Origin of the sequence: Serratia sp. Je.1.23.a, assembly GCF_051129805.1 — a bacterium.
Taxonomy (GTDB): Bacteria; Pseudomonadota; Gammaproteobacteria; order Enterobacterales; family Enterobacteriaceae; genus Serratia; species Serratia liquefaciens.
In genome coordinates this window covers 260,738-274,122 of sequence record NZ_JBCPSR010000007.1, presented here as the reverse complement: position 1 = coordinate 274,122, position 13,385 = coordinate 260,738, and the positions used below count along the sequence as shown (strand labels likewise).

Below are 13,385 nucleotides of genomic sequence, written 5' to 3'. Positions count from 1 at the left end.
TAGATGACAGCCATATGACGGAAGAGTGAAGTGCAGATTGCGGTTTGATGTCGGCGACGGGGAAAGATCCCCGCCGCCGTGAGGATCACAGTGAACGGCGCAGGCGGGCAACCGCTTCCTGCATTTGCTGTTCTGTGGCGGTGGCGAACGACAGGCGGAAGGTAGAACGGTCCGGATTGTCTGAGAAGAAGTATTCTCCCGGCACAAACACCACGCCCTGCTGCAGGGTGGTTTTCAGCCATTCGGTGGCGTTGAACGGCTGACGGAAACGCGCCCACAGGAACATGCCGCCTTTCGGCATATCGAAGCTGATATGGTCACCCAGCTCTTTTTCCACCAGCCCGGCCAGGATCTCACCCTTTTGTTTGTAAGCCGCGCGGATCTTTTCGATCTGCGCCGGCAGGCGATCCAGCCCCAGGTAACACTCTACGATGCTCTGCGACAATGCGCTGGCATGCAGATCCGCCGCCTGCTTGATGATTGCCACTTTATGCAGCAAAAACGGCGGCAGGATAGCCCAGCCCAGACGCAACCCCGGAGCCAGGATCTTGGAGAAGGTCGAGGTATAGATAATGTTATCGGTATGGCCCAGCACCTGCTGCGAAACCTGGTGCAGCGTCGCGTTACGCTCGTCGGTAAAACGCAGTTCGCCGTACGGGTCATCCTCGATGATCAGGAAATTGTGCTCGGCCGCCAGCTTGACCAACAGTTCGCGACGCGGGGCGCTCAGGGTAATGCCGCTTGGGTTGCCGAAGTTCGGCACCACATACACGCCCTTGATGCGCTGCGTTTTCAACAGCTCGGCCAGTTCTTCGACCACCATGCCATCGCTGTCGGACGATACCGACATGATGTTGGCTTCCGCCAGTTCCAGCGTCTGCAACGCCGCCAGGTAGGTCGGACGTTCCACCACGAACACGTCGCCCGGGTTCACAATGGCGCGCATCACCAGATCCAGCGCCTGCTGGGAGCCAGCCGTGACCATCACTTCATCGGCGGTGGCGGTGACGCCGCGTTCGGCACACAGCTCGCAGATGCGTTCGCGCAGCACCGGGCTGCCTTCGGTCAGACCGTACTGAAAAGCGCTTTTCGGCTGTTCGGTGATCGCCTGATGAGTGGCGATGCTCAGCCCTTCGAAATCAAACAGGGCATCAGAGGGGATGCCGCCCGCCAGCGAAATGACGTTTTCCATCTTACTGTGCTTGAGCAATTCACGGATTGCCGAGCTTTTTACTTTTACGATGCGCTGCGCGAGTAACCCTTCTGTGTTCATTTCTTATTCTTCTCGTAATCGTTAAAAATGTTGTAGGGGTCCGATACGCTGCGCCCGAGTCGCTCGGGGCGAAGATATTCGCCCCCTACCGCTTCGACGGGTATTTCAACCGCCCAGATACGCCGACCTAACTGCTTCGTTTGCTAACAATTCGGCCCCCGTATCTTCCAACACCACGCGCCCGTTTTCCAGTACATAACCGCGATCTGCCAGTTTCAGCGCCTGATTGGCGTTTTGTTCGACCAGGAAGATGGTCATGCCCTCTTCACGCAGCTGTTGAATGATGTCAAAAATCTGCTGAATGATGATCGGCGCCAGCCCCAGAGAGGGCTCGTCGAGCAACAGCAGCTTCGGCTGGCTCATCAGTGCACGGCCTATCGCCAACATCTGTTGCTCACCGCCGGACATGGTGCCCGAGCGCTGTGTACGGCGTTCCAGCAGGCGCGGAAACAGACCAAACACCCTTTCGATGCGCTGTTGATATTGGTGACGGTCGGCAAAGAAACCGCCCATCGCCAGGTTCTCCTCCACCGTCATGCGCGAGAATACCCGCCGGCCTTCCGGCACGATAGCCACCGCTTCGCGCATGATGCGCGACGTCTGCCACTGGGTAATGTCCTGATCGAGAAAGGTGATGCTGCCTTCGCTGGCGCGGGGTTCACCGCACAACGTGCCGAGCAGCGTGGTTTTACCGGCGCCGTTAGCGCCGATCAGAGTGACAATCTCGCCCTGCTTTATGTTCAGACTAACCTGATGCAGCGCCTGGATTTTGCCGTAATGGGCGGATACCTGATTAAATGACAACATAAATTATTCGCCCAGATAGGCCCGGATCACGTCCGGGTTGTTACGGATTTCTGCCGGGGTGCCCTGCGCCAACGGCGTGCCCTGGTTCACCACGTAGATACGATCGGAGATGCCCATCACCAGTTTCATGTCGTGCTCGATCAGCAGCACCGACACCTTATGCTGATTGCGCAATTCGACGATCAGGTGATCCAGCTCGTCGGTTTCCTTTGGGTTCAGGCCCGCCGCCGGCTCGTCCAGCATCAGTAATTCCGGCCGGGTGACCATGCAGCGCGCAATCTCCAGCCGCCGTTGCTGGCCGTAAGCCAGATTACCCGCCGAACGGTTCGCCATCTCCAACAGACCAACCCGTTGTAACCAAACCGAGGCACGCTCCAGCGCATCGGCTTCGGCACGGCGGAAGGCCGGCGTTTTCAGCAGCCCGGCGAACACGCCGCTTTTCAGATGCTGATGCTGTGCGACCAACAGGTTTTCGATCACCGTCATCTCGCGAAACAGCCGTACGTGCTGGAAAGTCCGCACCACGCCCATCCGGGCGATGGCCTGGCCGGGTAACCCTTCCAGATGGCGCTCACGCAGTTTGATGGTGCCGCTGGTCGGACGGTAAAAGCCGGTCAGGCAGTTAAACACCGTGGTTTTTCCAGCACCGTTCGGGCCGATCAGCGAGACAATCTCGCCCTCGTTGAGCGTCAGCGCCACGTTATTAACCGCCAGCAGGCCGCCGAAACGCATCGACAGCCCTTCGACCTTCAGCAAAGGTTGCATGCTCATACTTGCTCCCCCTTGCCTGCTTGCATATCCGCCGCCTTCAGTTTTAGCTGTGGCCGCTTCATCGGCAGCAGTCCCTGCGGCCGCCAAATCATCATCAATACCATTAAGGCACCCAGCAACAGCATGCTGTATTCGTTCAGGTCACGCATCAATTCGCGCGACACCACCAGCAGGATCGCCGCCAGGATCACCGCGAACTGCGATCCCATGCCGCCCAAGACCACGATCGCCAACACGAAGGCCGACTCGACAAAGGTGAAGGATTCCGGGCTGACGAAGCCCTGGCGCGCAGCGAACAGCGTGCCGGCAAAACCGGCGAAGGCGGCGCTGATGGTAAAAGCGGTCAGTTTGATTCTGGTCGGATTAAGCCCCAGCGAACGGCAGGCGATTTCATCTTCGCGCAAGGCTTCCCAGGCACGGCCCAGCGGCATGCGCAGCAGGCGGTTGATCACAAACAGCGTCAGCACCACCAGCAACAACGCCACCAGGTACAAAAAGACAATGCGATCGCTCGGATCATATTGCAGGCCAAAGAAGTTATGGAAGGTATCCCAGCCGCCGTCACGCGCGCTGCGGTTGAACTCCAGGCCGAAAAAGGTCGGTTTCGGGATCTGGCTGATCCCGTTCGGCCCGCCGGTGATCTCGGTATTGTTCAACAACAGGATGCGCACGATCTCACCGAACCCCAGCGTGACAATCGCCAGATAATCGCCGCGCAGGCGCAGCACCGGGAACCCGAGCAGAAAACCAAAGAGGGCGGTGACCATACCCGCCAGCGGCAGGCTCTCCCAGAAACCCAGGCCGTAATAATGGTTCAGCAGTGCGTAAGTGTAAGCGCCAATCGCATAGAAACCGCCGTAGCCCAATACCAGCAAACCGGACAGCCCCACCACCACGTTCAGGCCGAGGCCCAACATCACATAGATCAACGTCAGCGTGGCGATATCCACCGAGCCGCGTGAGACCAGAAATGGCCAGGCAACCGCGGCGATAATGATCGCTGCGGCCAACAGCTTCTGCCGGGCGGTCGTGCCATCGAAGCTCGGTAATACCCAGGCCGGGCCGGAGATTTTTTTCAGCCCGTGCTGCATCAGCGGGCGCAGCAGTTGGAAGAAAAACACAATGACGCAGCCGATGCCGATCCACATCCAGCGCACTTCCGCCGCGCCGTGCACCACCAGTTTGGTACCGTCCAGGCTCAGCTGCATGCCCATCAGGAATGAAGCCATCACAAACAGCACCAGGGTGGCGATCAGCGCGTTGAGCAAATTGAGTTTCATACTTTCTCAACCTCCGGGCGCCCAAGGATGCCGGTAGGCATGATCAGCAGCACCACAATCAGCAGCGCGAACGACACCACGTCTTTATATTCGGTACTCAGGTAAGCCGAAGTCAGCGCCTCTGCCACCCCCAATACCAGGCCGCCAATCATCGCGCCGGGGATGCTGCCGATGCCGCCCAACACCGCCGCGGTGAAGGCCTTCATGCCGGCCATAAAGCCGATATAGGGGTTAATCACTCCGTAGAATTGCCCGAGCAGTACGCCAGCGACCGCCGCCATCACCGCACCGATCACAAAGGTCAGCGAGATAACCCGGTCGGTATTGATGCCCAGCAGGCTGGCCATCTTCAAATCCTCCGCACAGGCGCGGCAGGCGCGGCCCATACGTGAATAACGAATAAACATCGTCAACGCCAGCATCGCCAGGAAAGTGACTACCCAGATAATCAGTTGCATGGTGCTGATGGTGGCGGCAAAGCCGTTGCTTTCCCCCAGCACCCATTGCCCGGTGACCAGGCTTGGCAACGCCAGGTCGCGCGAGCCCTGGGTCAGGCTGACGTAGTTTTGCAGGAATATCGACATCCCTATGGCGGAAATCAGCGCGATCAGGCGTTTGGAGTTGCGTACCGGCTTGTAGGCCACCCGCTCGATGCTCCAGCCGTAAGCGCTGGCGATCACGATCGATACCAGGAAAGCCGCGCCAATCAGCAGCCAACCGACGTCGATGCCGATCATCATCAGGGCGGCGATAACAATAAAAGAGACATAGCTGCCGATCATATACACCTCACCGTGGGCGAAGTTGATCATGCCGATGATGCCGTAGACCATGGTGTAACCGATGGCGATCAATGCATAGGTGCTGCCCAACGTGACGCCGTTGAACATTTGCTGCAGAAAATAGAGAACCTGCTCAGACATACTCTAACCCTTGGCTGTGCTTTCTATACCCATCACACTTGAAGCTGCATTTGTGTTGGCTGCACTCATTCACCCGAATCGTTCCCTTGCCGCCTTGATGCAACTTCAATTTATTTTGGGTAAAGCAAACCTGAAATGACAATCATTAAAAACGCTTATACCCAATGGATTTCGCGTTGCAGCTAGGCGGCAAGCGGGTAAATCCCCAGGAGCTTAGTAAACTAAGTGACTGGGGTGTACCCGTGAAGCCAACAACGCTGCAACGTGAAAGACGACGGGTATATTATTTAATCGGCGTTGAAGTGCCGTCAGCATGCCATTCGAACACGCCGAACTCGAAGCCTTTAAGATCCCCTTTGTCATCCCAGCTCAACGGCCCCATCACGGTGTCCACCGGCTTGCCGGTTTTCAGGTCCTTGACGATGTCGGCCGGTTCCTGGCTGCCGCTGCGCTCCATCCCGGCAGTCAGAGATTGCAGCGCCGCGTAAGTGGTCCAGACGAACGGCCCGGTTGGATCCAGCTTTTTGGCTTTAAGCGCATCTACAACAGGTTTGTTGGCAGGGACCTGATCGTAACGTTTAGGCAGGGTCACCAGCATGCCTTCAGAGGCGGCACCGGCGATATTGGACAGTGAGGAGTTGCCCACGCCTTCCGGCCCCATAAAGCGGGTGGTCAAACCGGCCTGTTTAGCCTGACGCAGGATCTGGCCCATTTCCGGGTAGTAACCGCCAAAGTAAACGAAATCGACATTTTCTTTCTTCAGGCGCGCCACCAGGGTGGAGAAATCTTTATCGCCGGCGGTGATACCTTCAAACATCACCACGTCGGTGCCCTGCTTTTTCAGGCTGTCGCGCACCGAGCGCGCCAGGCCTTCGCCATACTGCTGCTTGTCGTGAACCACGGCAATGCGCTTGGGTTTGATCTCGCTGAGGATGTATTTCGCCGCCGTTGGCCCCTGATCGGAATCCAGGCCGGTGGTACGCATGATCATTTTGTAACCACGAGTGGTCAGATCGGCGTTAGTGGCCGCCGGGGTGATCATGATGACGCCTTCATCTTCATAGATGTCGGAAGCCGGCTGCGTCGAGGATGAGCACAGGTGGCCAATCACATAGCGGATACCGTCATTGATTACCTTGTTGGCGACGGCTACTGCCTGTTTTGGATCGCAGGCGTCGTCATATTCCACGCCGACCAGTTTGTCGCCCTTGATACCGCCCTTGGCGTTGATATCGGCAATCGCCTGACGGGCGCCGGTGAATTCCATATCGCCATACTGCGCCACCGGGCCGGACATCGCCCCGACGATCGCCACCTTGATGTCTTTCGCCATTGCCGCATGCCCGATAGCCATCGCGATACAACCCGCCAACAGCGCCTTACCTTTTGTTAATTTCATCCGCAAATCCCCATCTGTCGTTGTGAACGTACCTGTTGTGTTTGCCGACACCCAACCCTTATTTACTGCTTTTATTCATAAGTAATAATGATTTAGGTGTTTCTGTGGCAATATTTTCTAATAAGACTTTATTTTTCATGCCATTAAACAGGAATTTTCTGCTGCAAATCAACTTACACAATCAGAAACAAGCGGTGTAAACAGCATAAAATCCGGATTAAATCTGCGCTGTTTTGCATCAGGCACAGCGCGTTATGCTGGTTCTCGATCGATTAACTACATATTTACTCGGAAAATGCGTCCTGCAAAAAACATTTTGCGCAGTAATCGTACAGAAAAACTTACACAACGCTCTGTGCAAGATCTATTACACTGTCGGCATCGATTAGCCGTTCGGAAATCCTGCATGAAACTGACTATTGAGCGATTAACCACGCTGTCCCAGCAAGACCTTATCGACCTTGGCAAAATCTGGCCGCATCAGCAGCCGGAACAGTGGCAAAGCGGGTTGAACGGCAATAAAGCGCTGTTCGCCGCACGCTTCAATGAGCGGCTGCTGGGTGCGGTGAAACTCGAGCTGGACGGTGAACGTGCCCAACTGCAGGATTTGCTGGTGCGTGAAGTCACGCGCCGTCGCGGCGTCGGGCTGTATCTGGTGCAGGACGTGCAGCGTCAGTTACCGCAGATAACGCATTGGCAGCTTTCGACCGCCGGTCTGACCCCACGCGAGCGGGGCGAGGTGGATAACTTTATGCGCGCCTGCGGTTTCACTCAGCAAGGCGAACTCTGGCAACGATGAAGCGCAGGTTCCTCGCACTGTTGGTGCTGGTGCTGGCGTTAATCGCCTGGTTCGGCGGCCGCCAGCAGGCGCTGCGGATACAGCCGACCTGGGATAATCAGGTCTACGTCTGGCAACGCGTTTGGACGCCGCAGCATGTTGCCGCACTGGCGCAAAGCCGCGATCTGTTCCCTACGCTGCGGGTGCTGGGTTTACAAGTGCACCCGCGTGAGGGCTGGCGGGAAATCCCGGTCAATCTCCCCTTACTGAAACAAGATGGCCGCCCGCTGTGGCTGGTGGCCCGTCTGGATGGGCAGTTGACGCAACTGGATGAAGTCGCGATTCGCCAACGTTTGCTAAAACAGGTGCAACGCTGGCAAGCCGCCGGGCTGCAAGTGATCGGCGTTGAAATCGATCATGACGCAGCTACCGCGCGCCTGCCCGCCTATCAGCATTTCCTGCAGCAGTTGCGTCAGCAATTGCCCTCCTCACTGCAACTGGGCATTACCGCATTGCCGGCCTGGATCGGCTCAGCTGCGCTTCCCGGTGTTTTGCAACAGGCAGACAGCTCCGTGCTGCAGGTGCATGCCGTACTGTCGCCCGAACAAGGCCTGTTTGCTGCCCCGCTGGCACTGCGGTGGGTAAAACAGTACGCACAAATCACGCCAAGACCTTTCCGGGTGGCGCTGCCTGCCTATGGCATGGGTTTGGTGGGGTTCGATACGCAAGGCGCGCAGGTGGAAAGCGAAGCCTCCGTACGCGTGGCGGGTACCTCGCGCGAACTGACGGTCGCGCCGCAGCAGGTGGCCGATTTTCTGCGCCAGTTGAACACACGGACCACACCGCACCTGCTGGGCCTGATCTGGTTCCGTTTGCCACTGGAGGAAGATCGCCGCGCCTGGTCACTGGCTACGCTGAGGGCGGTAATAGAAAAGCAACCACTCGACGTCAGCTGGCAGGTAAAATTTAGCCCTCAGGCGCTGCAAAATGGGCTGAATGATCTGATAATTCAAAATAACGGGCCGGTGGATGCACCGCTGCCGCATGAAATCGTCATCACCGCCAGCGAGTGCCTGGCGGCGGACGCGGCAGGCAACTACCGGCTGGAAAGCGAGCCTCAACGACTACGCTTTGTGCTTACCCGCAGTGACCAGCTGCGCGCCGGGCAGTCCCGGCCGTTGGGCTGGATCCGCTGCCAACAACTGACGCCAGGAGGCACCCTTGTCACACCGTAATGCACGCGCTACACGGACTCTGCGCGGCCGAACTCTTCCACTGGCTGCCCTGATCGGCTCGGCGCTGGCGATGCCACTTAATGGCTACGCCTGCGGGCCGGATTTCCCTAACCGTTTACTGGTCGATCGCAACGGCACGCTGCTGTATATGCCGGAAGGCAACTTTGCCTTTGAAGCCGGGCGTCTGGTCGCAGTGGATAAACAGCTGCCGTTGTGGAAAGCACCGCCACCGGCGATGCCACCGAAACCGATGCCGCTGTCGCCGGAAACTATCATCATCGAGAAAATGCGTGCGGCAAAAACCGTTGAAGAGGCCGATGCGGTCAATAGCCAGGGGCTGTCTGACGCGGCCCGCCTTTACCAACTGGGTGCAGTGGCCTTCGCCGGTAAAGACCCGCGCGCCAGCGAGTACTTCCAACAGGTTCTGGCGCTACCTGCCGCAGATCAAGGTGACTGGGGGCTAAGGGCGCAGTATTCACTCGGTCGGTTGTTGATGGGCGATTACGGCACGCCGGAAAACGAAGGTGACGGCTCGAGCATCGCAGTCGAACATCCCGCGAAGCCCCAGCTCGAGCAGGCGCTAGCGGCCTTCCAGCAGGTGATTGATAAAGTGAAAGGCGGTACGGCCGATCCAGATCAACTGGCACTAAGCAGCCTTGGGCAGCAGGCCCGCATTCATTTCTGGCTCGGCAACGTCACCCAGGCAGCGAAGTTATATGCTCAACAGGCGGCACAGGGTGACCAAAATGGGGCACTGTCGCTGCAGTACGTCTCCAGTTACCTGGTCAATCCGGATCACTTCGATATTCTTAAGCAAACAATCGCCGATCCGTTGATCCAACAACTGGTCACCATTGAGCTGTTTGCCCGCAGCAGTAATCTGCAAATGACCGATACGGACGGCACCGGCACTCGCTCAGCACAAATCATCAGCCAAATCCTGACGCTGCTGGACGCCTCGGTGAAAAGCGGTTTCAGCGGCAGCGACCGGCTGGCGGCGCTGGCCTACCGAGCAGGACAATACCCGATGGCGGCCAGCCTGCTGAAACACGCTGGCGACAGTGGCCTGGCCTGGTGGTTACGCGCCAAAATGGCGCTGCGCGACGGGGATGTTAAAGCCGCTACCGCAGACTACGCCAAAGCGGCGGCCGCATTCCCCTCCAATGAAAGCTGGGGCGAACAGCGTAATGCGGACTTTACGCCAGAAACCATCGTGCCCGAATGCCGGGTGGCGGGGGAGCAGGCTATTCTGGCCCTGGATCGCGGCGACTATCTGCAGGCAATGGACTTCCTCTATCGCGGCAAAGATATTTACTGGGCGGACGTCGCCGACGTGGCCGAACGCGTGCTGACCATCGATGAACTGAAAGGCTTTGTTGATAAGCATGTGCCAGCCCCAGCTACGCCGTTGAAACCGGTCAATCCCGACGACTACAACGGCCAGCCGCTTACGCCGGAGGTGCAACTGCGCGAGCTGCTGGCGCGGCGGCTGATGCGCGCCGGACGCCCTCAAGAAGCAATGGCCTACTTTGACATCCCGAACTATCGTCAGGTTGCCCAACAGTACGCCGATACGCTGAAAACGGCGCAGGATAAATCCGCAGACAAGCTGGCGCGGGCCAAAGCCTACTATCAGGCTGCAACGCTGCTGCGCAGCCAGGGATTGGTGTTCACGGGTTATGAGATGACACCGGACTATGCAATTTATGACGCCGGTTATTCCTATCTGGGGGATGCCTTTGATACGCGTGAGCTCAAGCATAAGAGCTGGATCAGCAGTGCCGAGGCAGCACGGGCCAAAGCGGCGTTACCGCCGCAGGATAATCGCTTCCTGCACTACCGCTGGCAGGCGGTTGATCTGGCGCAGCAGGCCGCCGACTTACTGCCGCCAAAAAGCCAGGCCTATGCCGCCGTGTTGTGTAATGCCGCCGGTTGGGTGATTAAACGTGACGCGAAAACCGGCCGGGCGCTGTATCAGCGCTATATCAATAACGGGACGCGCTATGCCTGGGCCAACAAGTTTGGTTATGACTGTCCGGTACCCGATTTTGCGGCGATCGCGCCATAACGCCGAATTTCAGGCACAAAAAAGCCCGGCTAGCCGGGCTTTTTAACGCTTATGCGGGATTAGGCTTCGATCGCCATTTTCAGTTTCTTCATGGCGTTCTTTTCTAGCTGGCGCACACGCTCAGCGGAAACACCGTACTGATCGGCCAGCTCTTGCAACGTGGATTTATTGTCGTCATCCAACCAACGGGCGCGAATGATATGCTGGCTACGCTCGTCCAGACCTTCCAGCGCATAGGCCAGTTTGTCTGCGGCGTTGCTTTCCCAGTTATCTTCCTCGATGCCTTCGGCGAAGTCCGAGCTTTTATCCTGCAGGTACAGCACCGGCGCCATAGACTGGCCATCACGGGCTTCGTCGTCCGGCGTAGGATCGAACGTCATGTCCTGCGCCGCCATGCGGGATTCCATCTCGCGGACATCCTTGCTGGTCACACCCAACTCGCGAGCAACCAATTCCACCTCATCCTGATTGAACCAGCCCAGACGCTGCTTGGTTTTACGCAGATTAAAGAACAGCTTGCGCTGTGCTTTGGTGGTAGCCACTTTGACGATACGCCAGTTGCGCAGTACGTACTCGTGAATTTCTGCCTTGATCCAATGCACCGCAAAGGAAACCAGACGCACACCAACCTCTGGGTTGAAGCGGCGAACAGCTTTCATCAGGCCAATATTACCTTCCTGGATCAGGTCTGCCTGAGGCAGGCCGTAACCGGAGTAATTACGGGCAATATGAGCGACAAAGCGCAGGTGAGACAGGATGAGCTGCTTAGCGGCTTCCAGATCGCCCTGATAATGCAGCCGTTCAGCCAGCTCCCGCTCTTCCTCTGCCGTCAGCATCGGATAGGTGTTGGCGGCCCGGATATAGGCTTCCAAACTGCCCTGGGGCACTAAAGCTAAAGTTTGCATTTCTTTGGTCATTCAAACCCTCTCTTGAAAAAACAGGTCATGCAGGTGATTGTCACGGCGGGGAAATGATTGATTCTACGGCAGTTGCTATTGCAAAAGCGGTCCACACACCGGGCACCATAACATTTTGCTGCAGATTTTGACCGCGTTCCGCCCTATTAGTTCACAGTTTTTCGATCGCATTGTCCATGACAATACGTGACGAATATTCAGGCCGATAGGGAATTTGTGCGCTAAGAAGAGACTGGATGGTGCTTAAGTTAGTGCCGGTAGCTCTTCTCCCGCAACACGCTCGGAGCAGCAGGAGAAGAGTATACCAAAAAATCTTTATTGTGGTGTAAATCGGCGTAAATGTTGCACCGTCGCCAGCCAGGCGGCGATCCAGCCGATCATCGCGGAAACAATCAGCAGCAACAGCGCCTCATCCCAACCCAGGCCGTGCAGGGTAAAGGTGGTACCAAATACCTTGGCTACGCCGGTGACCACCGACTCCAGCCGCCACACCATCGCCCCGGACAACACCAACGACAGCAATGCGCCAAAGAAGCCCAGCATCGCTCCGCCGTTCAGGAACGGCCGCAGGATGAAACCGTCGGTGGCGCCAATCAGCTTCATCACGTTGATAGTATCGCGGCGGCTGAAGATGCTCAGACGTACGCTGTTGCCGATCACCAGGAACACGGCCACCACCATCAGCACGCCGATCATTGCAGCCACTTGCCCCACCAGCCCGGTCAGTGCAGCCAGACGGGCAAACCAACTGTCGTCCATCCGCACTTCATCCACCCCCTGCACTGCCGCGACGCGATCGCGCAGGGTATTGAGGGTGTCGGAACTTTGGAAGCTCATTTTCGGCGTGATGATAGCGACCGCCGGTAGCGGGTTCTCTTCCAACATATCCAGCGCGCCGCCAAAGCCGGACCAGTTGCGGAATTCGCCCCGGGCCTCTTCACGCGACAGGTAATTCACTTTCTCAACGCCAGCTTCTGCTTTGATGGCGTCGAGCACTTTCACCGCCGCGTCGTCATCCAGGGATTTATCCAGGTACACCGTTAACTGCGGCGTAGGGTACCATTGCGTCGCCGCGGTGCTGACGTTTTTCCAAACGATATAACACACGCTTGGCAGCGTCAGGGAGATGGCGATGACCATCACCGTCAGCAGCGTCGCCAGTGGCTGGCGCAGCATATCCTTGACGGCGTTCATCCAGGCGTAGCGCCATTGTTCCCGCCAGCCGCCACGCAGCGCTTTGCTCTTGGCGGTTTTTGCATTATTCGCCATGATGCGCTCCTCCAGCCATGCGGCCCTGGCTCAGGCGCAGAATACGGTAATTGCGACGGGCGATCAGCCCGGTGTCGTGGGTGGCCATCAACACGGTGACACCCACGCGGTTAAACTCTTCGAACAGGCGCAGAATGCCTTCCGACAACGCATCGTCCAGGTTACCGGTAGGCTCATCCGCCAGCAGTACCGCCGGCTTGTTCACCACCGCGCGGGCGATACCCACACGCTGCTGCTCACCGCCGGAAAGCTGAATCGGGAAGTTCTTCGCCTTATCCAGCAGCCCGACTTTGTCCAACGCAGCGGAAACGCGGCGACGGATGTCTTCGGTGCTGGCGCCGGCGATAATCAGTGGCATTGCCACGTTGTCATAAACCGTGCGATCCAGCAGCAGATGGTGATCCTGGAAAATCATGCCGATTTGACGACGCAGGAACGGCACCTCGCGGTTTTTCAACCGGCTGATGTCATGGCCGCCAAACCAAATATGGCCGGCGCTTGGCCGTTCGATACCACAAATCAGTTTCAGCAGGGTACTCTTCCCCGCGCCGGAATGGCCGGTCAGAAACGCCATCTCTGCCGGGCGCAGATGGAAATCGACCCCCTGCAGGGCCTGCCGTCCGCCCAGATAAGCTTTACTGACCTGTTCAAAGCGAATCATCCGT

General features: G+C 57.6%; 12 protein-coding genes. 3 read left to right on the top strand and 9 right to left on the bottom strand.

The genetic code is table 11. The features are described 5' to 3' along the window. Positions 1-85: 85 nt before the first annotated feature. From AAZT04_RS21855 to AAZT04_RS21830, 6 genes are all read right to left on the bottom strand, one after another. On the bottom strand, positions 86-1,273 hold the full coding sequence (locus AAZT04_RS21855) for a PLP-dependent aminotransferase family protein (protein ID WP_048762265.1): 1,188 nt from the start codon (positions 1,271-1,273) through the stop codon (positions 86-88). 105 nt (positions 1,274-1,378) lie between these two features. Further along, on the bottom strand, positions 1,379-2,080 hold the full coding sequence (gene livF, locus AAZT04_RS21850; protein WP_020824823.1) for a high-affinity branched-chain amino acid ABC transporter ATP-binding protein LivF: 702 nt from the start codon (positions 2,078-2,080) through the stop codon (positions 1,379-1,381). A 3-nt stretch (positions 2,081-2,083) separates the two neighbouring features. Next, complete coding sequence (gene livG / locus AAZT04_RS21845) at positions 2,084-2,851, bottom strand: high-affinity branched-chain amino acid ABC transporter ATP-binding protein LivG (protein WP_020824822.1); 768 nt, start codon at positions 2,849-2,851, stop codon at positions 2,084-2,086. Next, on the bottom strand, positions 2,848-4,131 hold the full coding sequence (locus tag AAZT04_RS21840; protein WP_434681701.1) for a high-affinity branched-chain amino acid ABC transporter permease LivM: 1,284 nt from the start codon (positions 4,129-4,131) through the stop codon (positions 2,848-2,850). The genes livG and AAZT04_RS21840 overlap by 4 nt, the downstream gene beginning before the upstream one ends. After that, positions 4,128-5,054, bottom strand: coding sequence for a high-affinity branched-chain amino acid ABC transporter permease LivH (gene livH, locus AAZT04_RS21835; protein WP_020824820.1), 927 nt, complete (start codon positions 5,052-5,054; stop codon positions 4,128-4,130). Before livH ends, AAZT04_RS21840 begins: the two co-directional genes overlap by 4 nt. Positions 5,055-5,337: 283 nt before the next feature. Continuing rightward, complete coding sequence (locus tag AAZT04_RS21830) at positions 5,338-6,453, bottom strand: branched-chain amino acid ABC transporter substrate-binding protein (protein ID WP_046374714.1); 1,116 nt, start codon at positions 6,451-6,453, stop codon at positions 5,338-5,340. A gap of 406 nt (positions 6,454-6,859) precedes the next feature. Between AAZT04_RS21830 and panM the strand changes: the two genes are divergently transcribed. From panM to AAZT04_RS21815, 3 genes are all read left to right on the top strand, one after another. Next, positions 6,860-7,252 (top strand): aspartate 1-decarboxylase autocleavage activator PanM, encoded by a 393-nt coding sequence (gene panM, locus AAZT04_RS21825; protein ID WP_048762262.1) that lies wholly within the window; start codon positions 6,860-6,862, stop codon positions 7,250-7,252. Further along, the gene (locus tag AAZT04_RS21820; protein WP_174573617.1) at positions 7,249-8,466 is read left to right on the top strand and encodes a DUF3142 domain-containing protein; all 1,218 of its coding nucleotides are present in this window, start codon (positions 7,249-7,251) and stop codon (positions 8,464-8,466) included. Before panM ends, AAZT04_RS21820 begins: the two co-directional genes overlap by 4 nt. 70 nt (positions 8,467-8,536) lie before the next feature. After that, on the top strand, positions 8,537-10,534 hold the full coding sequence (locus tag AAZT04_RS21815; protein ID WP_234529559.1) for a hypothetical protein: 1,998 nt from the start codon (positions 8,537-8,539) through the stop codon (positions 10,532-10,534). A 59-nt stretch (positions 10,535-10,593) separates the two neighbouring features. On the opposite strand, the gene rpoH is transcribed toward AAZT04_RS21815, so the two are convergent. The 3 genes from rpoH to ftsE form a co-directional block, all read right to left on the bottom strand. Next, entirely contained in the window at positions 10,594-11,451 is an 858-nt protein-coding gene (rpoH, locus tag AAZT04_RS21810; protein ID WP_020824815.1) for an RNA polymerase sigma factor RpoH, read from the bottom strand. Positions 11,452-11,766: 315 nt separating this feature from the next. Beyond that, complete coding sequence (ftsX, locus tag AAZT04_RS21805; RefSeq protein WP_020824814.1) at positions 11,767-12,720, bottom strand: permease-like cell division protein FtsX; 954 nt, start codon at positions 12,718-12,720, stop codon at positions 11,767-11,769. After that, on the bottom strand, positions 12,710-13,381 hold the full coding sequence (ftsE, locus tag AAZT04_RS21800; RefSeq protein WP_020824813.1) for a cell division ATP-binding protein FtsE: 672 nt from the start codon (positions 13,379-13,381) through the stop codon (positions 12,710-12,712). Before ftsE ends, ftsX begins: the two co-directional genes overlap by 11 nt. Positions 13,382-13,385 lie beyond the last annotated feature (4 nt).